The sequence below is a fragment of the Acidovorax sp. genome (assembly GCF_046314175.1).
GTDB lineage: Bacteria > Pseudomonadota > Gammaproteobacteria > Burkholderiales > Burkholderiaceae_C > Acidovorax.
In genome coordinates, this window is sequence record NZ_JBKBXG010000013.1 from 1 (window position 1) to 22142 (window position 22142).

General features: G+C 64.5%; 19 protein-coding genes and 1 pseudogene. 13 read left to right on the forward strand and 7 right to left on the reverse strand.

From position 1 onward, the window contains the following. From ACK4OE_RS05270 to ACK4OE_RS05290, 5 genes and pseudogenes are all read left to right on the forward strand, one after another. Nucleotides 1–356 (forward strand): 4-carboxy-4-hydroxy-2-oxoadipate aldolase/oxaloacetate decarboxylase (locus ACK4OE_RS05270; RefSeq protein WP_409883522.1); only part of this gene is annotated, 356 nt, incomplete at its 5' end. Between the two features lie 83 nt (nt 357–439). Further along, nucleotides 440–1366, forward strand: a complete 927-nt coding sequence (locus ACK4OE_RS05275; protein WP_409883523.1) for an amidohydrolase family protein — start codon at nt 440–442, stop codon at nt 1364–1366. A gap of 2 nt (nt 1367–1368) precedes the next feature. Continuing rightward, a pseudogene (ligA, locus tag ACK4OE_RS05280) lies at nt 1369–1737 on the forward strand (protocatechuate 4,5-dioxygenase subunit alpha); the annotation flags it as partial. Between the two features lie 99 nt (nt 1738–1836). Beyond that, nucleotides 1837–2748, forward strand: a complete 912-nt coding sequence (locus ACK4OE_RS05285; RefSeq protein WP_409883631.1) for a class III extradiol dioxygenase subunit beta — start codon at nt 1837–1839, stop codon at nt 2746–2748. 16 nt (nt 2749–2764) lie between these two features. Beyond that, the gene (locus tag ACK4OE_RS05290; RefSeq protein WP_409883524.1) at nt 2765–3718 is read left to right on the forward strand and encodes a Gfo/Idh/MocA family oxidoreductase; all 954 of its coding nucleotides are present in this window, start codon (nt 2765–2767) and stop codon (nt 3716–3718) included. A gap of 144 nt (nt 3719–3862) precedes the next feature. Here ACK4OE_RS05290 and ACK4OE_RS05295 read toward each other — a convergent pair whose 3' ends face one another. Beyond that, nucleotides 3863–5176 carry a flavin-dependent oxidoreductase gene (locus ACK4OE_RS05295; protein WP_409883526.1) on the reverse strand — a complete coding sequence of 438 codons (1314 nt, stop codon included), beginning with the start codon at nt 5174–5176 and terminating at the stop codon, nt 3863–3865. Between the two features lie 267 nt (nt 5177–5443). Here ACK4OE_RS05295 and ACK4OE_RS05300 point away from each other — a divergent pair, with 267 nt between their 5' ends. Both ACK4OE_RS05300 and ACK4OE_RS05305 read left to right on the forward strand, forming a co-directional pair. Next, nucleotides 5444–5689, forward strand: a complete 246-nt coding sequence (locus tag ACK4OE_RS05300) for a hypothetical protein (protein ID WP_409883528.1) — start codon at nt 5444–5446, stop codon at nt 5687–5689. 109 nt (nt 5690–5798) lie between these two features. Beyond that, the gene (locus ACK4OE_RS05305) at nt 5799–6818 is read left to right on the forward strand and encodes an aldo/keto reductase (protein ID WP_409883529.1); all 1020 of its coding nucleotides are present in this window, start codon (nt 5799–5801) and stop codon (nt 6816–6818) included. An 82-nt stretch (nt 6819–6900) separates the two neighbouring features. On the opposite strand, the gene ACK4OE_RS05310 is transcribed toward ACK4OE_RS05305, so the two are convergent. Continuing rightward, the gene (locus ACK4OE_RS05310) at nt 6901–7842 is read right to left on the reverse strand and encodes an OmpA family protein (RefSeq protein WP_409883530.1); all 942 of its coding nucleotides are present in this window, start codon (nt 7840–7842) and stop codon (nt 6901–6903) included. Between the two features lie 98 nt (nt 7843–7940). Continuing rightward, entirely contained in the window at nt 7941–8318 is a 378-nt protein-coding gene (locus ACK4OE_RS05315) for a DUF4398 domain-containing protein (protein ID WP_409883531.1), read from the reverse strand. Nucleotides 8319–8748: 430 nt separating this feature from the next. On the opposite strand from ACK4OE_RS05315, the gene ACK4OE_RS05320 reads away from it, so the two are divergent. Beyond that, nucleotides 8749–9927, forward strand: a complete 1179-nt coding sequence (locus tag ACK4OE_RS05320; RefSeq protein WP_409883532.1) for a mechanosensitive ion channel family protein — start codon at nt 8749–8751, stop codon at nt 9925–9927. A 39-nt stretch (nt 9928–9966) separates the two neighbouring features. Here the strand turns inward: ACK4OE_RS05320 and ACK4OE_RS05325 are convergent, their stop codons facing one another. From ACK4OE_RS05325 to tkt, 3 genes are all read right to left on the reverse strand, one after another. After that, on the reverse strand, nt 9967–12498 hold the full coding sequence (locus ACK4OE_RS05325; RefSeq protein WP_409883632.1) for a membrane-bound PQQ-dependent dehydrogenase, glucose/quinate/shikimate family: 2532 nt from the start codon (nt 12496–12498) through the stop codon (nt 9967–9969). A 395-nt stretch (nt 12499–12893) separates the two neighbouring features. Beyond that, a complete protein-coding gene (gene gap, locus ACK4OE_RS05330; RefSeq protein ID WP_409782232.1) occupies nt 12894–13892 on the reverse strand; it encodes a type I glyceraldehyde-3-phosphate dehydrogenase in 999 nt (332 codons plus the stop codon). An 81-nt stretch (nt 13893–13973) separates the two neighbouring features. Next, a complete protein-coding gene (tkt, locus tag ACK4OE_RS05335; RefSeq protein WP_409883533.1) occupies nt 13974–16028 on the reverse strand; it encodes a transketolase in 2055 nt (684 codons plus the stop codon). Between the two features lie 123 nt (nt 16029–16151). Between tkt and ACK4OE_RS05340 the strand changes: the two genes are divergently transcribed. Both ACK4OE_RS05340 and ACK4OE_RS05345 read left to right on the forward strand, forming a co-directional pair. After that, nucleotides 16152–16541, forward strand: a complete 390-nt coding sequence (locus ACK4OE_RS05340; RefSeq protein ID WP_409883534.1) for an S-adenosylmethionine decarboxylase family protein — start codon at nt 16152–16154, stop codon at nt 16539–16541. Continuing rightward, nucleotides 16538–17314, forward strand: coding sequence for a nucleotidyltransferase family protein (locus ACK4OE_RS05345; RefSeq protein WP_409883536.1), 777 nt, complete (start codon nt 16538–16540; stop codon nt 17312–17314). The genes ACK4OE_RS05340 and ACK4OE_RS05345 overlap by 4 nt, the downstream gene beginning before the upstream one ends. A gap of 13 nt (nt 17315–17327) precedes the next feature. Here ACK4OE_RS05345 and ACK4OE_RS05350 read toward each other — a convergent pair whose 3' ends face one another. After that, nucleotides 17328–18092, reverse strand: a complete 765-nt coding sequence (locus tag ACK4OE_RS05350) for a hypothetical protein (protein WP_409883538.1) — start codon at nt 18090–18092, stop codon at nt 17328–17330. Between the two features lie 230 nt (nt 18093–18322). On the opposite strand from ACK4OE_RS05350, the gene ACK4OE_RS05355 reads away from it, so the two are divergent. From ACK4OE_RS05355 to pyk, 3 genes are all read left to right on the forward strand, one after another. Then, complete coding sequence (locus tag ACK4OE_RS05355; protein ID WP_409883540.1) at nt 18323–19714, forward strand: aminopeptidase P N-terminal domain-containing protein; 1392 nt, start codon at nt 18323–18325, stop codon at nt 19712–19714. A gap of 2 nt (nt 19715–19716) precedes the next feature. Beyond that, nucleotides 19717–20529: a CPBP family intramembrane glutamic endopeptidase gene (locus ACK4OE_RS05360; RefSeq protein WP_409883542.1), complete on the forward strand. Its 813-nt coding sequence runs from the start codon at nt 19717–19719 to the stop codon at nt 20527–20529. Between the two features lie 111 nt (nt 20530–20640). Then, entirely contained in the window at nt 20641–22077 is a 1437-nt protein-coding gene (gene pyk, locus ACK4OE_RS05365) for a pyruvate kinase (RefSeq protein ID WP_409883544.1), read from the forward strand. Nucleotides 22078–22142 lie beyond the last annotated feature (65 nt).

Sequence of the window (22142 nt, forward strand, 5' to 3'; positions counted from 1 at the left end):
GCGCGCTCATCATCGACGCCGGTGTGCGCGACGTGAAGACGCTGCAGGAAATGAACTTCCCCGTGTGGAGCCGCGCCATCAGCAGCAAGGGCACCATCAAGGCCACGCTGGGCTCGGTCAACATCCCGGTGGTGTGCGCTGGTGCGCTGGTCACGCCGGGCGATGTGATCGTGGCCGACGACGACGGCGTGGTGTGTGTGCCCGCCGCCCGTGCGGCCGAGACCCTGGCCGCCGCGCAAAAGCGCGAGAGCTTTGAAGGTGAAAAGCGCGCCAAGCTGGCCAGCGGCGTGCTGGGCCTCGATATGTACAACATGCGCCCCGGCCTGGAGAAGGCAGGCCTCAAGTACATCGACTGATCAAGATTTTTAAGTGTTTTTGGCCTCTAGCGCTTATCCATAAAGCGCTGGCAGCTATTTTTTATATAGCAAAGTAGCTAACCATGTCTGATTTCACCAAAACCCCCGGCTGGCTGGACTGGTACACCGGCCCCAGTAAGCCCCGCTTTCAGGTGCCTGCAGGCGCTGTGGACGCGCACTGCCACGTGTTCGGCCCTGGCGCAGAGTTCCCCTATGCCCCCGAGCGTAAATACACGCCTTGCGACGCGAGCAAGCACCAGCTGTATGCGCTGCGCGACCACCTGGGCTTTGCACGCAACGTGGTGGTGCAGGCCACCTGCCACGGTGCGGACAACCGCGCCATGGTCGATGCGCTGGTGCACTCCGGCGGCAAGGCGCGCGGCGTCGCCACCGTCAAGCGCTCGGTCACCGATGATGAATTGCAGGCCATGCACGACGCGGGTGTGCGCGGTGTGCGTTTCAACTTCGTCAAGCGCCTGGTGGACTTCACGCCCAAGGACGAGCTGATGGAGATTGCCGCGCGCATCCACAAGCTCGGCTGGCACGTGGTGATCTACTTCGAGGAGGTGGACCTGCCCGAGCTGTGGGACTTCTTCACTGCCTTGCCCACCACCGTGGTGGTGGACCACATGGGTCGCCCCGATGTGAGCAAGGGCGTCGACAGCGAAGAGTTCGCGCTGTTCCTCAAATTCATGCGCCAGCACCCCAACGTGTGGAGCAAGGTGAGCTGCCCCGAGCGCCTGTCGATTACCGGCCCCAAGGCATTGAACGGCGAGCAGAACGCGTATTCCGACGTGGTGCCGTTTGCGCGCAAGGTGGTGGAAGAGTTCCCTGACCGCGTGCTGTGGGGCACCGACTGGCCGCACCCCAACCTCAAGGACCACATGCCCGACGACGGCCTGCTGGTTGATTTCATACCGCACATCGCACCCACCGCCGAGCTGCAAAAGAAGCTGCTGGTGGACAACCCGATGCGGCTGTATTGGCCCGAAGAAGTGGAGGTGAAGTAACCATGGCGCTCGACAAACCCTATCTGGACGTGCCCGGCACGACCATCTTCGACGCAGAGCAAAGCCGCAAGGGCTACTGGCTCAACCAGTTCTGCATGAGCCTGATGAAGGCCGAAAACCGCACCCGCTTCAAGGCCGACGAAGACGCCTATCTGGCCGAATGGCCGATGACCGACGAGCAGCGCGCCGCCGTGCGCGCACGCGACCTGAACTGGGCCATGCGCACGGGCGGCAACATCTACTTCCTGGCCAAGCTGGGCGCGACGGACGGCCTGTCGTTCCAGCAGATGGCGGGCAGCATGACGGGCATGAGCGAGCACGCCTACCGCGACATGATGATTGCCGGTGGCCGCAGCGCCGAAGGCAACCGTGTCACCGGCGAAGGCGGCAATGCCCAGGGCCCCGCGGCCCAGTCGGACGCCTGGAAGCAATGGGAGCTGACGCACCAGGAGGCCCTGGCGGCACAGATCATGGGCGACCACGCCACGCAGCAGACCACTACTGGCAATGCGTCAGGCCCTGTGGAGCATGCCCGCATCACGGCATCGGTGTACACCTCGCACGTGCCGGCCATTGGCGCCGCCATCGACCTGGGCAAGACCGGCGAGCCCTACTGGCAGCCACTGTTTGCAGGCTACGAGCCCTCCAAGCAATGGATGCACGACAACAAGCCCGACGTGGTGTTCCTGGTCTACAACGACCACGCCACCAGTTTTGATCTGGGCATGATCCCCACGTTTGCCATCGGCACGGCCGCAGAGTTCGAGCCCGCCGACGAAGGCTATGGCCCGCGCCCCGTGCCCAAGGTCATGGGTCACCCCGACCTGGCCTCGCACATTGCGCAGTCGGTCATCCAGCAAGACTTTGACCTCACCATCGTCAACGACCTCAAGGTGGACCACGGCCTGACCGTGCCCATGAACCTGCTGTTCGGCTCGCCCGAGGCGTGGCCCGTCAAGGTTATCCCGTTTGCCGTCAACGTGGTGCAGTACCCCGTGCCCTCGGGCGCGCGTTGCTTTGCGCTGGGGCAGGCCATCCGCCGCGCCATCGAGTCGTACGATGCGCCGCTCAAGGTGCAGATCTGGGGCACCGGCGGAATGAGCCACCAGTTGCAAGGCCCGCGCGCAGGCCTCATCAACAAGGAATGGGACAACAAGTTCCTCGACCGCCTGATCGCCGAACCCGCCGAGCTGGCCAAGGTGCCGCACATTGAATACGTGCGCGAGGCCGGCAGCGAAGGCATTGAGCTGGTGATGTGGTTCATCGCACGCGGTGCCATGTCCGACGTGGCGGGCGGCCCCGCGCCCAAGGTGGCGCACCGCTTCTTCCACGTGCCCGCCAGCAACACGGCGGTGGGGCATCTGATTCTTGAGAACTCATAAAGAAAGTACCCGAACCATGACCATCAAAGTCGCACTCGCAGGCGCAGGCGCCTTCGGCATCAAGCACCTGGACGGCATCAAGAACATCGACGGCGTCGAAGTCATCTCCCTCATCAGTCGCGACCTGGCCAAGACCCAGGAAGTGGCTGACAAGTACGGCATAAAGCACGTCACCACCGACCTAGCCGATGCCCTTGCCATCAAGGAAGTGGATGCCGTCATCCTGTGCACCCCCACGCAAATGCACGCCGAGCAGACCATCGCCTGCCTGAAAGCGGGCAAGCACGTGCAGGTTGAGATCCCGCTGGCCGACAGCTTGAAGGGCGCCGAAGACGTGGTGGCGATGCAAAAGCAGACCGGCCTGGTGGCGATGTGCGGCCACACCCGCCGCTTCAACCCCAGCCACCAGTACGTGCACCACCAAATCCAGAAGGGTGCATTCAACATCCAGCAGATGGATGTGCAGACCTACTTCTTTCGCCGCAGCAACACCAACGCGCTGGGCCAGGCCCGCAGCTGGACGGACCATCTGCTGTGGCACCACGCTGCCCACACCGTGGACCTGTTCGCCTACCAGGCCAACAGCCCCATCGTGCAGGCCAACGCCATCCAGGGCCCCATCCACCCAACGCTGGGCATCGCGATGGACATGAGCATCCAGCTCAAGGCCGCCAATGGCGCCATCTGCACGCTGAGCTTGAGCTTCAACAACGACGGCCCGCTGGGCACGTACTTCCGCTACATCGGCGACACCGCCACCTACCTGGCGCGGTATGACGACCTGTTCAACGGCAAGGACGAGAAGATCGATGTGAGCCAGGTGGATGTGTCGATGAACGGCATCGAGCTGCAGGACCGCGAGTTCTTTGCCGCCATCAAGGAAGGCCGCGAACCCAATGCCAGCGTGGACCGGGTGTTGGCGTGCTACCAGGTGCTGCACCAGTTGGAGCAGCAGCTGAACGCAGGCTGATTTCAAGCAAAATTGGCCTCTAGCGCTTATCCAATAAGCGCTAGTAGCTATCAATTTGATATTGAAGGGGCTCGTGGCGCCCCCTCAACTCCCCCCCCCTCAATCCCTCCCTTATGCGCGACGAAGTGCTCGTCCTGGGACTGCTCAGCCTGCCGCCACGCGCTGCCCCGGCGCAATGGTGGGCGGCGCCGCATTGAGCGTCTCGATAGCAAAACCCGCCGCCGCCTTGTAGCGGGCCATGAAGCCTTCGCGTTCCTCGCGCGGCAGCACATCGTCGATGTGGTCAAACACACCGCCGCAGCGCTCGTCCACCAGCCCCAGCAGGCCAAAGGGGCCAGAGCCCCGGTTGCGCAGCACCAGCGCCGAGATGTCCTTGCACAGCTTGTCGTCGTAGGCGCGCAGCGCCTCTGAGACCACGCCATGCGCAATCAACTGCGCGCCCAGAACGCGCGCATCCACAATGGCCTGGCTGGCACCGTTGGAGCCCACCGGGTACATCACGTGCGCCGCATCGCCCAGCAGCGCCACGCGCCCGTCTACCCAGGTGGGTACCGGGTCGCGGTCGATCATGGGGTACTCAAAAATGTCGGTGGCGCCGCGCAGCATGGCGGGCACGTCCAGCCAGCTGTAGTTCCAGCCGTCAAAGTGGTGGCTGAACTCCTCCAGCGCCACGCGCCGGTTCCAGTCGCCCTGCTGCCAGCCGCCCTGGTTGTCCACCGTGATCTCGGCGATCCAGTTGATGGTGGCCAGGCCCGTGGCCGGGTCGGGTGGCGTGATGGGGTAGAACACCACGCGGTGCCGCATCGAGCCCACGCCCACGAACGAAGCGCCCGTGCGCACCGGCACCCCCGGCGTGGTGCCGCGCCACATGATGGCGCCGCCCCACTGGATGGGCGGCTGCGTGGGGTGCATCTGCGCCCGCACGGCCGAGTGCAGGCCATCGGCGGCAATCAGCAGCGAGCCCGCCACCTCATGTCGCTCACCATTGCGCGCCTCGATGATCGCCGTCACCCCGTCGGCATCCTGCCGGTAGCCCACCACGCGCTGCCCCAGCTGCACGGCGCCGTCGCCCAGGCGGGCTTTGACGGCGTTGAACAGCATCATCTGCAACTGCCCCCGGTGCACCGAATACTGGGGCCAGTGGTAACCCGCCTCCAGGCCGCGCGGCTCGGCGTACACCTCGTTCCCGTTGCGGCCCACCAGCGCCCATTCACGCGCCTGCAGGCCGATCGTGTCCAGCACGTCGTTGCCAAACCCCAGGTCGTGCAGCTCCCGCACCGCATTGGGCTGCAGATTGATGCCAACGCCCAGTGGCTGAATCTCTGGCACCGTTTCAAAAACGATGCAGGGCACGCCGATCTGGTGCAGGGTGAGGGCAGTGGCCATGCCACCGATGCCGCCGCCGGCAATCAGCACGGGGCGGGGGGAAGAGGTGTGTGAAGGAGTGGTGCCAGACATGCGGGGATTGTCCATGCAATAGCCGAAGGGACTTGCCTCTTTTGGTGGAATTGAAGATGCCGGAGCTGATGGGTGCCACCCGCCAGATGCGTTGGCCCGCGCCGTCCGACGCAACCCCGGTAGCCGGGGAACAGGCCCTTGGGACTTAAAATCCGCCCCACTGCCAACTCGCTGTCTGCACTTTGGGTTCAGCAAAAGTTGCTCCCTTCACCCACAGGCTTGCACTGGCTTGATGCCATGCCCCAGCCCCACCTTCAAAGCCCCTCTATGCCCGCGACCGAAATAACAGTAACCGCCGCTGGCAAAGTGGCAGGCCTGGACATGCTGATCCCTACCGGGCAAGAAGGGGCGCACTTTGCGCACATCCAGGATTGGCTCACCCCCAAACTCCAGGCGAAGAAAACCGTGCGCGACGTGAGCACGCAGGTGCTGGTCAAAGGCATCAAGCAGTGGGCGGCGTTCGAGGAAAAGTCGGGCGCCAAGAAGACCCTGATCGTTTTCAAGATCACCTAGTCGAGTGCATCTGATTTTCAACGGTGTCACGGTGGTCACGCCACCGAGCCACACCTGATTCAAGACCGACTGGCCCCGCAGGCTGCACTGCTTGCCTTAAGCTCGTGCCATGCAACAAAGAACCCTCGGACCTTTCTCCGTCTCGGCCATCGGCCTGGGCTGCATGAACCTTTCGCACGCCTATGGTGCGCCCGTGTCGGCCGAGCAAGGCGAGCGCGTGCTACTGGCGGCGCTTGATGCCGGTGTGACGCTGTTCGATACGGCCACGCTCTACGGCTTTGGAGCCAACGAAACCCTGGTGGGCCGTGTTATGAAGCCGCACCGCAGTCGCTTCACGCTGGCCAGCAAATGCGGCATGCAAGGTGTGGATGTGGCGGGTGACGGCAAGCTGGTGCGCGTGATCGACGGGCGGCCCGACACGCTGCGCAAGACCTGCGAAGACAGCCTGCGTCGCCTGCAGACCGATGTGATCGACCTGTACTACCTGCACCGCTGGGACAAGAGCGTACCGATTGAAGAAAGCGTGGGCGCCCTGGGCGAGCTGGTGCGGCGCGGGCACATCCGCACCGTGGGGCTCTCCGAGGTGTCGGCTGCCACGCTGCGCCGCGCGGATGCCGAGTTCCCGATCACGGCGGTGCAGACGGAGTATTCGCTGTGGACGCGCAACCCAGAGATTGCCGTTCTGGAGGCCTGCCGAGAGTTGGGTGTGGCCTTTGTGGCGTTCAGCCCGGTGGCGCGCGGATTCTTGTGCGGTGGCTTGACCGATGTGAGCACGCTGGACGCCAAGGACATCCGCCGCGCCATGCCGCGGTTTGCGCCCGAGGCGTATGCGGCCAACCTGAAGCTGCTGGGTGGCTACCAGGCGATTGCACGCGACGTGGGTTGCACGCCCGCACAGCTGGCCCTGGCGTGGCTGTTGCACAAGGGCGAACACATCCTCCCTATCCCGGGCACCACCAGCGTGGAACATCTGCACGACGACCTGGGTGCTGTGAACGTGCAGCTGGATGCGGCCACGATGGCGCGGCTGGATGCGCTGATCAACCATCGCACCGTGGTGGGCAACCGCTACAACCCGCAGAGCGCGAGCGAAGTGGATACCGAAACGTTCGAAGACCGCGCGGCGTAAGCGGCGCGGTCTTCGGCCCTGCGTTGTGCAGGGCTAGATGCTGCGATCAGCGGACGCGCGGTGCGCCCGCTGTCTGTCTGGCTTAACGCCCGCGCAGGGTGCCCTTTTCGTCGGCAATCACGATTTCTACACGCCGGTTCATTGCGCGGCCTTCAGGCGACGCGTTGTCTGCCACGGGGTGGGCCTTGCCGTAGCCGCGTGCGGTGATGCGGCTGGTGTCCACACCACGCTGCACCAGAGCATCGCGCACAGACTGGGCGCGGCGGTCTGACAGCTCCTGGTTGTAGCCATCGCTACCCACGCTGTCGGTGTAGCCCTCAATCAACATCTTGCGGTCTGGGAATTGCTTGAGAAAGTTGGCCAGCTTGTCCAGGCGCGGACCGGCTTGAACGGACAACTCGGCTTTGTTGAAGGCAAACAGCACATCGCCCAGGGTGACCAACAGGCCGCGTTCGGTTTGCTGGGCTTCCATGTCGCGCAGCTGGGCTTCCAGCGCACGCACACGGTCTTGCGCGGCGCTGGCCTGGGCCATGGCTGCGGTGGCGTTGGCCTGTTGTTGCGCGGCGCGCTGTTCGGCGCTCATTGCTTGCTGCTGGGCCAGTTGTGCATTGCGGGTTTGTGCGTCGGCGCGCATGCGGGCGGCATCGGCCTCCTGGGTGCGCGCCTGCAGGCGAATGCGGTCGGCTTCGCTGCCGGCTTGCTTGATGTTGGCGTCGAGCTGGCGTGCGCGGGCGGTGTTGGTAGCAATCTCAGCACGTTGGCGGGCAAGGTAGGCCAGGTGGTTGGTCTCAGAGGTGTCGCGGTCGTCAGCCCACACGCGGTCGGCCTTGGCCAGCGCGTCGGTGGCCTGCTTCAGTTCCAGCTGTGCGTATTGGTTGACCGAGGGGTCTCCGGCGGCAGTGCTGACTGCGGTGCGGGCTTCTTCCAGCGCAGGCGATGGGGTGGTGCTGGCACAGGCGGCGAGCAGGCCTGCGGCAATCAGGCTGGTGCAAACGGCAGTGGTTCGGTGAAAAAAGGGATGCATGGTCAGGTGTTCCTAGAAAGGGGGAGAGGCAGTCACGAGGCCTCCGCCACAGGTGGCATGAGGCGAAGTAGCCAGGACGGGCGCACAGGCCCGGGTCCTTAGCGGGGCGATCGGCGGTTGATTTCTTCTTGCAGCGCCCGGATACCGTCTTGCACCTGCGCCAGGTTGGCGGCGTTGCCCGCGGCGTCGGCGCGGGTCTCAGCCACGCGAGCGTCCACTTCTGCCTCGGCGGCCAGGCGGCGTGCCGACACATAGTCTTCGGCCGTCATGGCTTTTTCAGCCTGCGTGAGCTTCTCGCGCGCTTGCTGCAGTTGAACGGGGGCGCTGGTTGCCACTGCGGGCGCTGCGGCCACGCGGTTCACGGTGGTGCGTGTCACAGCCATTTGCTCGGTAGGCGCGGGGGTGGAGGAACAGGCGGCCAGTGCGCCCAGTGCGAGGACCGCTGCGGCGGTACGGATCAGTGCGGATGAATGCATGGTGTTGTGGACTCCTCTGGGGGTTGTGAGATGAGCGCGCCGAGAACTCGGGCGACTAGCCAGAGCGTGTTCTGGTGTCGGTCCATTGTTGGGGTGCGACGTGCCGTCAGGCGTAGTCCGTGCATCTGTACTGCTGTGAGGTATGTCTTACGAAGACTTGCAAGCGCCAAACGGCTCGGTGAATTAGCGGGAACTCTCACCCTTTCGCTGTCTCGATCAAAGTGCGCACAGCCACAGCGCACCCTTGTGAGTCCCTTTCGTTGAATACCCCGTTCTGCGGCACAGATTCGTTTGCGCTGTCACACAGCGTGCGTACGTTCACACGCTTGCAAGCGGGCGCTCCACACGGTGGCCAAGCAATCAGCCCCCAGATCGCCAATGGCGCCGCGGCCACACACCATCACTACACAACGAAGAGGAGCGTTTCTGCATGCAGCCATCCACCTTTCTGATTTGGGTCCAAGAGACCACTTTTGCCGGTATCCCGCTGTGGAGCCTGCTGGCTGCTCTGGCGGCGATGACTGCCACCTATACGGTCATTCTTGCTGTGCTGCACCTGGTCACCGGGCGTGCCAATGTATGGGCCACCCAGTCGGACAGCGCAGCGGCCATGACGGTGGTGCAGGTGCTGGAAGGGACCAGCCGCGTGCTCATGTTTCTGGTGGCCGTGCTGGTGGGTGCGAGCTTTTTGGAGCTGCCTGGTCGCTGGGCGGGCCGCGTAGGCCAGTTGTGGTTTGTGGCAGTGGCCGTGCAGATGGGGCTGTGGGGCATGCGTGCAATAGGCATTGGTGTGCAGCGCTATCTGACCCGCCACAGTTCCACCGGCATGACACAGGTGGGCGCGTCGGCCACCCTCATGTCGTGGGGGCTGCGCACGCTGTTGTGGAGCGTCATCTTTCTGGCCGTGCTGTCCAACCTGGGGGTCAACATCACCGCATTCATCGCCAGCCTGGGCGTGGGGGGCATTGCGGTGGCATTGGCCATGCAGAACATTCTGGGCGACCTGTTTGCGTCGCTGGCGATTGCGGTGGACAAGCCGTTCGAAGTGGGTGATTTTGTGGTGGTGGGCGGTGTGGCCGGCACGGTGCAGATGATTGGTCTGAAGACCACGCGCATCCGCAGCCTGCAGGGGGAAGAGGTGGTGATGTCCAACACCGATCTGCTCAAGCAGACCATCAACAACTACCGCCCGATGACGGAGCGCCGCATTGTTTTCGCGTTTGGCGTGACGTACGACACCCCGGTAGACAAAGTGGAGGCGATCCCCGGCGTGGTGAAGCGTCTGGTAGAGGCTGAGCCCACAGCGCGTTTTGACCGCGCACATTTCAAGTCGTTCGGTGACAGCTCGCTCGACTTTGAGGTGGTGTACATCGTCAAAGACCCGGCCTTCGGTGTCTATATGGACCTGCAGCAATCCATCAACCTGGGCCTGATGCGGGAGTTTGCCGCGATGGACGTCGGCTTTGCGTTCCCAACACGCACCTTGCACATCGCTACCGTCCCCGAGGCACCGCCTGCGCGGATGGTCCCTGTTGTTGCAACAGGCGCAGCCTCAGTGGCCACCCCTGCGCCAGGCAGCGCCGCTGCAAAAGCACCCCTGCGAACCTGAACGACGACGGGTTAACGCCATCCGTCAACAGGGGCGTGGTCACTGGGGTCTGGGCAGTGCGTAGGCTATGACATGATCGCCAGCCTTGGTGCCCAGAGACCCGTGGCCTCCGGCCACCACCAGCAGGTACTGGCGCCCATCTTCACCCAGGTAGGTCATGGGCGTTGCCTGCCCACCTGCGGGCAGTCGGCTGCGCCAGATCTCGTCGCCGCTGCGCACGTCATACGCGCGCACGTAATTGTCGAGCGTGCCCGACAGAAATGCCACCCCGCCAGCCGTCATGATGGGCCCACCCAGGTTGGGTACCCCCATGCGAAACGGCAGTGGCAGGGGCGAGCTGTCGCGTACCGTTCCGTTGCGATGCATCCACGCGACTTTGCCCGTCGTCAAATCTGCCGCAGCAACGTATCCCCACGGGGGTTCCTGGCAAGGCAGGCCCAGCGGTGAGGTGAATGGTCCCATCTTGACGGCGAAAGGCGCACCGACGTTTTCATTGAGCGCGGGCAGGCTGCCCTTGGGGCCGTCCTTGTCCTGCACGTAGTGCGTGACGCTGTCCTTTCGGCGCACCAGTTGCGACGTGAATGCCAGGTAGGTCGGCGTGGCAAACACGGTCTGCCGTTGTGGGTCCACCGACACGCTGCCCCAGTTGAAGACGCCGAAGTTGCCGGGATAGATGAGGCTGCCTTCCTCCGATGGCGGCGTGTAGCGGCCTTCGTAGCGCAGCCGCTTGAACGCAATGCGGCACGCCAGCTGGTCGAACATGGTGGCGCCCCACATGTCCTTTTCGGTCAGCGCGGGCGGTGCAAAAGACAGGGCGGACTGGGGCTGGGTGAGCGCGGTGTAGTCCCCTTCTGCAGCGCCCTGCGGCGCGGGGACTTCCGTCACCGGCAGCACGGGCTGGCCAGTGCGGCGGTCCAGCACAAAGATCTCGCCCTGTTTGGTGGGCTGCACCAATGCCGGAATAGTCTGGCCGTTCACGGTCAGGTCGATCAAGCTGGGCTGGGAGGGCACGTCGTAGTCCCAGAGGTCGTGGCGCACGGTCTGGAACACCCAGCGCACTTGCCCGCTGGCAAGGTCGAGCGCCACCACCGATGACGAGTATTTCTCGGCCGCATCGCTGCGGTTGCCACCCCACTGGTCTGGCGGCTGGTTGCCCAGCGGCACGTAGACCATGCCCAGCGCCTCGTCCACGCTGGAGATGGTCCAGCTGTTGGGCGAGTTGGGGGTGTAGCGTTCGCCCACCGGCAGGGGGGCGGTGTTCTCTGGGTTGCCTGCGTCCCAGTTCCACACCAGAGCGCCCGTCGCCGCATCAAATGCACGGATCACACCGGACGCCTCTTGCGTGGACACGTTGTCCAGCACCGTCCCTCCCACGATCAACAGACCCCGCGCCACCACCACGGGCGATGTAGAGTAGTAAGAGCCCGGCTTCACATTGGGCATGTTGGCCCAGAGGTCGATCTGACCCGTGCCGTTGCCAAAGTTGGTGCACACCGCTCCCGTACCGGGGGCCAGCGCAAGCACGCGGCCATCGGCGGTGGGCATGTAGAGCTTGGCGTCGCAGTCGCCGCGGGTGGTCGGGGCAGAGCGGGCGGCAATGGGCTGCCCTGCCGAGGGCGTGGAGGATGCGGGCGCCAGCGCGCTGGTCGCAGCCAGGGGCGGCAATGAGTTCGCATCGGCTGCAGTTGCAGTTGCAGATGCGTTGGTCGCCGGCGCAGCGGTGGTGCCCGTTGCGGGTTGATACGACAGCCCGCGGCAGGTCAGGTGCTGCAGGGCCAATTCGCCCTGGATCTGCGGGTCATACCGCCACAGCTCGGCGCCAGTGGTGGCATCCAGCGCAATCACAGACTGATGCGGCGTGCAGAGAAAGAGCCGGTTGTCGATCTTGAGGGGCGTCACCTGGAAGGTGGTTTCTTCGGGGTCTCCTGGCTGGCCACGCATGTCGCCGGTGCGATGTTCCCAAGCCACCTGCAGCCTTGCGACGTTGGCGGGGTCGATCTGGTCGAGCGGTGAATAGCGCTGCCCCCACCCTGTGCGGCCATACGCATGCCATTCGCCTTTGGGCAGAGCGTCTTGCTCGGTTGTGGCCCCGGCGGCGGGGGCGAGTTCGCCGGTGACTCGGTGAGGGTCGCGAAACCACGAGGCCACAGCCACCACGGAAAACAGTGCCAGCGCCAGCCACAGCACGCGGCTGGCGCCGTTCTTGAGTCCTACCGCAGGGGAGTGGTGGGACGATGCCGCAGCGTTCGCGGAAGGGTTGTGGGGCGTGCGTTCCACAAGGCCCCGGCGCACCCAGGGCGTGAGCAGCAGCAGCCCCAGCAGAAACGGAATATCCAGCCGTGCCGCGAGGGGCCACCAGTCCAGCCCAGCTTCCCACAGCGCCCAAGCCAGGGTGGCGAGCACATAGCCGGCAAAAACAGCCAATGCCCCGGGGCTGCGACGCAGCAGCAACCATCCGGTTGCCAGCCATGCGATCCCGCCTACAAGGTAGTACCAAGAGCCACCCAGCACCGCCAACCAGAGCCCTGCCGCCGCGGTGGCAAAGCCCGCCAGGCCGATGCCCCAACCCAGCAAACGCGTTGCCCATGAATGAGGAATGTGTTGTTGCACCGATAGCTCCCTTCTTTGTGGAAAGTGGTGGGCTGTCGGCCCGATCACCGGTCGGAACGTGGCGATTCATGCTGCATGTGCCGCGCCCCGCGCTTGCACGTGCCGTGCATGGGGAGTGCCGTTGCCCGGGGCCGGTGCACTCATGCTAGGTCGGGCCGCGCATGTGGGGTGTAGGAAACGGGCGGCCTGTTCCGTAGGGAACACAAGCGCACGGCCCGAAACGCACGGCGCAAAAAAAGGCCGACTGCCCTTGTGGGGTAGTCGGCCTGAACGGGTAGTTGCAGTCTTAGCTCTTCTTCAACTTCTTCTTCATCAACACTATCGTCAACTCGTCTTCAGTGTCGTCCGGAGATCGATCACTGGGAAACGACGCGGACCATTTCCAGGCACTTGTTCGAATAGCCCCATTCGTTGTCATACCAGCTGACGATTTTCACGAAAGTGCCATCCAGTGCGATACCGGCGTCGGCATCAAAAATGGAGGTGCGGGTGTCGCCACGGAAGTCGGTGGCCACAACCTTGTCTTCGGTATAGCCTAGCACGCCTTTCAGAGCCCCTTCAGACTGGGCCTTCATCTCGGCCTTGATTTCGTCGTAAGTGGCTGCCTTTTCCAGCTCCACCGTCAGGTCCACCACCGACACGTCGGAGGTGGGCACGCGGAAGGACATGCCGGTCAGCTTCTTGTTCAGCGAAGGGATGACGACGCCCACGGCCTTGGCAGCGCCGGTGCTGGAGGGAATGATGTTTTCCAGAATGCCGCGTCCGCCGCGCCAGTCCTTGTTCGAAGGGCCGTCCACGGTCTTTTGCGTGGCAGTGGCAGCGTGCACGGTGGTCATCAGGCCGCGCTTGATACCCCACTTGTCGTGCAGCACCTTGGCCACGGGGGCCAGGCAATTGGTGGTGCACGAGGCGTTGGACACAATGGCCTCGCCCTTGTAGCTGGTGTGGTTCACGCCGTATACGAACATCGGGGTGTCGTCCTTGGACGGGGCCGACAGAATGACCTTCTTGGCGCCAGCATCCAGGTGCTTTTGCGCAGTGACCTTGTCCAGGAACAGGCCGGTGGATTCGATCACCACGTCGGCGCCGACTTCGTTCCACTTGAGGTTGGCGGGGTCGCGCTCTTGCGTCAGGCGGATCTTCTTGCCATTGACGATCAGGGTGTTGCCTTCCACCGAAACTTCGCCCTTGAAGCGGCCGTGCACCGAGTCGTACTGCAGCATGTACGCCAGGTACTCGGGCTCCAGCAGGTCGTTGATGCCAACCACTTCAATGTCGCTGAAGTTCTGGATGGCCGAGCGCAGCACGTTGCGGCCGATGCGGCCGAAGCCGTTGATACCAATCTTGATCGTCATAGCGTGGAGTCTTTCCAAAGTTGATGTTCAAAAATCCAAAACTACAAGGGGCCCGCATCATCTGCGGGGCCCCTTGCCGAATCACTTGCGCTTGAGCGCAGCCTGCACTGTGGCCGCAACGTTCTCTTCGGTGAACCCGAAGTGCTTGAACAGTACAGGCGCCGGGGCGGATTCGCCGTAGGTGTCGATGCCGACCACGGCCGCGCAGCCGTATTTCCACCAGCCGTCCGTCACGCCCATTTCCACAGCCACGCGCGGCACGCCAGCGGGCAGCACGCTGCTCTTGTACTTGGCGTCTTCGCGGTCAAAGGTGGTGGTGCTGGGCATGGACACCACGCGCACAGGGATCTTGCGGTCGGCCAGCAGGCGCTGGGCCTTGAGCGCCAGCTGCACTTCCGAGCCGGTGGCGATGATCACGGCCACGGCCTTCTTCTTGAGGCCCACGTCCGATGGCTCGCTCAGCACATAGGCGCCGCGGCTGATGTCGCCCAGGTCGCGCTTGGGTGCGTAGGGCAAGTTTTGGCGGCTCAACAGCAGGGCAGTGGGCTTGTCGCGGTTGGACAGCGCCACGCTCCATGCTACGGCGGTTTCTGCCGTGTCACCGGGGCGCCACACGTCCAGGTTGGGGATGAGGCGCAGGCTGGCCGCGTGCTCGATGGACTGGTGCGTAGGGCCGTCTTCGCCGAGGCCGATCGAATCGTGCGTGAACACGTGGATCACGCGCTGCTTCATCAGCGCGGCCATGCGGATGGCGTTGCGGCTGTAGTCGCTGAAGGTCAGGAACGTGCCGCCGTAGGGAATGAAACCACCGTGCAGCGCGATGCCGTTCATGATCGCTGCCATGCCGAATTCGCGCACGCCGTAGTTGATGTGGCGGCCACCGATCTTCTTGCCACCTTCGACCTCGGTCTGCACCACGTTGCCCTGCATGTCAAAACGCAGGTTGGGGGTGCTCTTGGTGTTGGTGAGGTTGGAGCCGGTCAGGTCGGCGCTGCCGCCCAACAGCTCGGGCAGCGCGGCGGTGAAGGCTTCCAGCGCCAGCTGGCTGGCCTTGCGGCTGGCGACGGTCTCGCCCTTGGTGTGGGCGGCCACCACGGTGTCCACGGCCACTTGTGCAAAGTTGGCGGGCAGGTTGCCTTCCATGCGGCGCTTGAACTCTGCAGCCAGTTCAGGGCAAGCGGCGCTGTAGGCGGCAAAACGCTCGTTCCACACCGACTCAAACGCCTGGCCGTTGGCCTTGGCATCCCAGTCTGCATACACCTCTTCGGGAATCGCAAAAGGCTCGCTGGTCCAGCCCAGCGCTTCGCGGGTGAGGGCAATCTCTTCAGCACCCAACGGTTCGCCATGCGCCTTGGCGGTGTTGGCGCGGTTAGGGCTGCCCTTGCCGATGTGTGTCTTGCACACGATGAGGGTGGGGCGCTCGGTCTGCTTCTTGGCTTCTTCGATGGCGGCGTCGACCTTGTCGGCGTCATGGCCGTCGATGGGGCCAATCACGTTCCAGCCGCTGGCTACAAAACGCAGGGGGGTGTTGTCGGCAAACCAGGGCGCGACCTGGCCATCGATGCTGATGCCGTTGTCGTCATACAGCGCGATCAGCTTGTTGAGCTTCCAGGCGCCTGCCAGGGACACGGCTTCGTGGCTGATGCCTTCCATGAGGCAGCCGTCGCCCAGGAACGCGTAGGTGTGGTGGTCCACCACGGAATGGCCTTCGCGATTGAACTCGCTGGCCAGCAGTTTTTCAGCCAAAGCAAAGCCCACGGCATTGGTAATGCCCTGGCCCAGCGGGCCGGTGGTGGTTTCAACTCCGGGCGTGATGCCCACTTCGGGGTGGCCAGCAGTCTTGCTGTGCAGCTGGCGGAAGTTCTTCAGTTCGCCAATTGGCAGGTCGTAGCCCGTGAGGTGCAGCAGCGCGTACAGCAGCATGGAGCCATGGCCATTGCTCAGCACGAAACGGTCGCGGTCAAACCACTGGGGGTTGGCCGGGTTGTGCTTGAGATGACGAGCCCAAAGGCCCACTGCGATGTCAGCCATGCCCATGGGGGCGCCGGGGTGGCCGGAATTGGCCTGTTGAACTGCGTCCATGGCCAATGCGCGGATTGCATTTGCCATCTGTTGGGATTGCTGGGTGTTGGCCATGGGGGGTGTGTTCAGGGTGGAAGTTCGGGGGAAACCCGGCATTTTACCGGCCCGGCCACGAGCCCCAGGCACCAGGCCTGCACTGCGGCGTGCGTAGCGGTTTGATGCACTACAGTGCGGGCCATGCAAGGACTGCACCTCACCGCCGATCTTCATGGCTGCCACTGCGCCCCGGCCTGGCTGTTGGACGCTGCTGCACTGGGGCGCGCATGCACGGACGCCGTGCGTGCGGCCGGGCTGCAGGCTGTGGGGCAGTTGTTTCATGGGTTTCCCGCCACGGCGCAGGGCCCAGGCGGGGTAACCGCTACTATTTTGCTAGCAGAGTCGCACCTGTGTGTGCACACCTGGCCCGAGCGGCGCGCCGTGACGCTGGATGTGTACGTGTGCAATTTCGGCGCGGACCATTCGGGCAAAGCGCACGCGCTGATGGATGCGCTGCTGGCTTTGTTCGAACCCACCACCGTGGATCGGCATGTGCTGCAGCGCGGTGAAGTCAACTTGTCCGCAGCATGAACGCCAACGCCCCTCCATCCCCTTTGTCCCCTCAGGTCCCTGCCATGCTGCTGGCCGCCGGGCGCGGCGAGCGCATGCGCCCCTTGACCGACAGCACGCCCAAACCCCTGCTGCAGGTGCAAGGCCAGCCGCTGCTGCAGTGGCACCTGCAGGCGCTGCAGGATGCCGGGGTGGAGCAGGTGGTGATCAACACGGCCTGGCTGGGGGAGCAGATCAGTGCTCAGTTTTTAAGTGTTTTTGGCCTCCAGCGCTTGACTTATAATCGCAAGCAGCTATCAATTTCATACTCTCACGAAGGCGCTGACTTTGGCGAGGCCCTGGAGACTGCGGGGGGCATTGCGCGTGCGTTGCCCCAGCTGGGCCCCCTGTTCTGGCTGGCAGCGGGCGATGTGTTTGCGCCCGACTTCGTGTTCGACAGCGCTGCCGTACAGGCCTTTGCCGCCAGCGACCATCTGGCCCACCTGTGGCTGGTGCCCAACCCGGCGCACAACCTGCGGGGCGACTTTGGCCTGTCGGCCAGCGGCATGGCGCTGAATCTGCCTGCCAACGACACCGCGCCGCGCTACACCTACAGCACCATCGCACTGCTGCGCGCCGAGCTTTTTGCGCAGCCCTGGTGCGACATCCCTGCCGGCAACCCCGGCGGCATCAAAGCCGCGCTGGCCCCGTTGCTGCGCCAGGCGATGGACGCGGGCCGGGTGTCTGCCTCGCTCTACACTGGGCGGTGGACGGACGTGGGGACGCCGGAGCGGCTGGCCGAACTCAACCGGTAAGTGGCCGCGCAGGCTACTGCGCTGCAGCAGCGGTGGCCGGTTTGTTGTAGGCGGGTTCCAGCGCAATGGGTGGGCCGTTTTCGCAGGTGCGCAGCAGCCACTGGCTGGGCAGAAACCGCGCATCCGGCCCGTCGGGCGCGGGCTTACCTACCTCGGCCTGCACGTCGTAGGGCACATGCGGCACCTGAAATAACGCGATTTGGCCCTTCTTGCAGGCAACCCCCTTGATGACGGTGTTGGGCACCCAGCCTTGGCTGGCGTTGTCATAGCGGTACACGGGGCCCAGGCGCTGGTCCTCCGCCAGCTCTACGCGCATGGGCAATATTTGCAGCGCACTGGCCAACACCCCGGCGATCTCCACCGGTTGCGCAAAGCGCACGGCCTCCAGCCCATGCAGTGCCAACGGGCGGTTGGGCTCGCCCTTGTCGAACGGGTCGCGGCGATTGATGAGGCTGCCGGCGGGGATGAGCACCTCGCCGTACTGAAAGTCCTGCGGCAGCACAAAGCGCTCGCGGCTGGCGCGGACCGAGGCGCTGTCGTGCCACGCCTGCTGCGCGCTGTGCGACAGGTAGAACCGCACGCCCACCCAGACATTGCACAGCAGGGTCGCCGCAATCAGCACGTGCAGCGCACGGGGGGCGAGCAGCAACTTCTGCGGTATGTCGATCCAGCGTACATACACCCCGTAGATCAGCAGCGCGCACGTCAACACCAGCGCCAGCATGGGCAGCAAAGTGGCCAGAAAGAAGTTCAGCAGGGTGGAGAACAAAGCGGACATGGTGTTCAAAGGCTGTGTGAAGGTGTCGGCACTGCCAGGTGCGGCAAGGCAGCCGGTGCGCCCAGGCTGGCCAGAGTCTGCCACGGCGCACAGCGGTGCTGTGATCACGAATCCCCGGCGGTGTAGCGGGATCGCCTCAACCCGCAATGCGCCTGTGCAATGCTGGATTTGGCCAGGGGGATTCACCCACAATGGGGCCGCCCGTCCCCGGATGGGCCCAAAATGCGCGGATGAGCCCACAGACCTCCCTCTACGCCCAACGCCGTGCCCGCCTTGCCTCCCAACTCGGCGAGGGCGGCATCGCCATCATCCCCACAGCGCCCGAGCGCCCGCGCAACCGCGATACAGATTTTCTGTACCGCCACGACAGCTACTTTTATTACCTGACCGGTTTTACCGAGCCCGGCGCGTGCCTTGTGATCAGCCACGACGGCCGCAGCACGCTGTTTTGCCAGCCCAAAGACCTTGAGCGTGAGATCTGGGACGGCTACCGCCTGGGCCCCGCCGCCGCGCCCGCCGCGCTGGGCGTGGATGCGGCGCACTCCATCACCGAGCTGGACGCCAAACTGCCGCGCCTGCTGGAGAACCGCAGCTGCGTGTGGTACCCCTTCGCCATCCACAGCGGACTGGCCGCGCGGGTAGAGGGCTGGCTCAATGCGGTGCGCGCCCGCGTGCGCTACGGCGCGCTGTGCCCCGCCCTGCAGAACGACCTGTGCACACCACTCGATGAAATGCGCCTGGTCAAGGACGCGCACGAACAGGACCTCATGCGCCGCGCCAGTGCCATCAGTGCGCAGGCCCATGTCCGTGCCATGCAGCGGTCAGCCCGCATGCTGCGCGCGGGTGAGGACGTGCGGGAGTACCACCTGGACGCCGAACTGTTGCACGCCTTCCGCGAGGCGGGTTCGCAGTACCCGGCCTACGGTTCCATCGTTGCCGCAGGGGCCAACGCCTGCGTGCTGCACTACCAGGCCGCTGGCGCGCCGGTGCGCAGCGGCGAGCTGGTGCTCATCGACGCGGGCTGTGAACTCGATGGCTATGCCAGCGACATCACGCGCACCTTTCCGGCCAATGGCACCTTCACCGGGCCTCAGCGTGCCCTGTATGACTTGGTGCTGGCCAGCCAGGACGCCGCCGTGGCCGCCACCAAGGCGGGCGCGCGCTTCAACGACCCGCACGACGCCACGGTGGCCGTGCTTGCGCAGGGCATGCTCGACCTGGGTTTGCTCGACAAAAACAAGGTGGGCACCGCGCAGGATGTGATCGACAAGCGCGCGTATTTCCAGTTCTACATGCACCGCACCGGCCACTGGCTGGGCATGGATGTGCACGACTGCGGCAGCTACGTGGAGCCCGGCGAAGTAGGCCAGGTGAGCGAGCGCAAAGACCCGTTGTCGGGCGAGACCATCACCAACCGCCCCAGCCGCGTGCTGCGCCCAGGCATGGTGCTTACCATCGAGCCGGGCATCTATGTGCGCCCTGCAGACGGGGTGCCCGAGCAGTTCCACAACATCGGTATTCGCATTGAAGACGATGCGATCGTGACCGACACCGGGTGTGAGCTGATCACGCGGGGCGTGCCGGTCAAGGCCGAAGAGATCGAAGCGCTGATGCGCGCCTGAGCGTGCGCACGGACACCGAGGTCGAGAAGACCATGTTGGCGCACGGGGCTGCCTCTGCGGGTTCGGCAGTTGGTGCGTTGCCGTCCAAGTGGCAACTGGGTGGCGCTCTCTGGCTGCTGGGCATGCCGGGTGTGGTGGCCGTTGTCTGGGCGCTGCTCCCGCCGCTGAAGGCCAATGAGGCGCTGCTGCCGCTGCCGCTTTGGGCAGTGGTCCTGCTCAGTGGGCTGCAGACTGCGGTGCTGCTGGCAATTGCCGTAGCGGTGGGCGTGTGGCTGGCTCCCCGGGTGGGTCTGTATGCGCCCGCGATGTCCGCATGGATGGGAGGGAAGCCGGTGGGAGCGGCGTTGAGCGCGCAATGCAAACCCGGCGTGCTGGGCGGGATGGCGGGTGCCGCATGGCTGTGGGGGCTGTCCCTTGTGGCACCCTTGGCGCTGCAGCCTGCAGACCCCTCCAGCTCCATGCCGTTGGTGGTCAAGCTGCTGTACGGTGGCATCACGGAAGAATTGTTGATGCGCTGGGGCCTGATGACCTTGCTGCTGTGGCTGGGCTGGCGTGTGGTGCAGCGCGGGCAGGGCAAGCCGGGCAAAGCGCTGGTTGCAGGTGCAGTGCTGTTCAGCGCCGTATTGTTTGCTGTGGGCCACCTGCCCGCCGCACAGGCCATGACCGGGATGCTGACCCCGCAGGTGATTGCGTTTGTGCTGGTGGGCAACACGGCCTTTGGTTTGGTGGCCGGCTGGCTCTACGCGCGCCACGGGCTGGAGGCGGCCCTCATCGCGCATGTGCTGGCGCATTTGCTGTCGTACCCTGTGCTCTGAGTGCGGGCTGGGCCTGGACGGTGGGCGAGGGGTAACTCGCATGTAACCGCTTCGTGTGAAAATTGAAATTCGATTACATCCACCACACGAACGAGAGAAAGAGACAAACCCATGCCTACCCGCCGCGCCACCAAGATTGTTGCCACCCTGGGCCCCGCATCGAGCGACCCGGCGCTGCTGGAGGCCATGATCCGTGCAGGCGTCAATGTGGTGCGGCTGAACTTCAGCCATGGCAAGGCGCAAGACCATATTGACCGTGCCGCCACCGTGCGGGCCGCTGCCCAGCGCGCGGGCCGCGAGGTCGCCATCATGGCCGACCTGCAGGGCCCCAAGATCCGCGTGGGCAAGTTTGCCGAGGGCAAGGTGTACCTGGAGCCGGGCGCCAAGTTCATCCTCGATGCGTCGCGCACCGAGCCGGGCGACATCAACGGCGTGGGTCTGGACTACAAGGAGCTGCCGCGCGACGTGAAAGCCGGCGACCTGTTGCTGCTCAACGACGGCCTGATTGTGCTCATCGTTGATGCCGTGCGCGGCGAAGAAGTACACACCACCGTCAAGCTGGGTGGCGAGTTGTCCAACAACAAGGGCATCAACAAGAAGGGTGGGGGCCTGACCGCACCGGCCCTCACCGCCAAGGACATGGAAGACATCCGCACGGCCATGAGTTTTCAGGCCGACTACGTGGCGGTGAGCTTTCCCAAGAACGCGACCGACATGGAGATGGCGCGCCAGCTTTGCAACGTGGCCGCATCGGAATACCGCCACAAGCCGGGCCTGATCGCCAAGATCGAGCGCGCCGAGGCCATTCCGCACCTGGAAGCCATCTTGCGCGTGAGTGACGGCATCATGGTGGCGCGCGGCGACCTGGCGGTAGAGGTGGGCAATGCTGCCGTGCCCGCCTTGCAAAAGAAAATGATCCGCATGGCGCGGGACTTGGACAAGGTGGTCATCACCGCCACGCAGATGATGGAAAGCATGATCACCAACCCCGTGCCCACGCGCGCCGAGGTGAGCGATGTGGCCAACGCCGTGCTGGACGGCACCGACGCCGTGATGCTGAGTGCAGAAACGGCCGCAGGCCGCTATCCTCTCGAAACCGTGGAAGAAATGGCCACCATCTGCGCCGCTGCCGAAGCGGCGGAAGACCCGCAGCTGGACGCCGATTTCACGGGGCAGACGTTTGGGCGCATCGACCAGTCCATTGCAATGGGCGCGCTGTTCACCGCCCACCACCTGGGTGCCAAGGCCATCGTGGCCATGACCGATAGTGGCGCCACCGCCCTGTGGATGAGCCGCCACCGCATCCACATCCCCATCTATGCGCTGACGCCCAAGGTGGCCACGCAACGCAAGATGGCGATGTACCGCAATGTGCGCCCGCTGCTCATGGACACCAGCGCTGACCGCGATACGGCGCTGGAGCAGGCCGAGGGGCATCTCAAGAGCCGCAACATCGTGCAAAAGGGCGATGTTTACGCCATCACCTGCGGCGAACCCATGGGGGCACCTGGGGGGACCAATATGCTGAAAATTTGCGTCGCTAACTGAGCCACGGGTTTCGTCAGCCTTTCGCCGCGCCAGCCCCGAGGGCAAGGAGGGGTTGGGATGGTGGA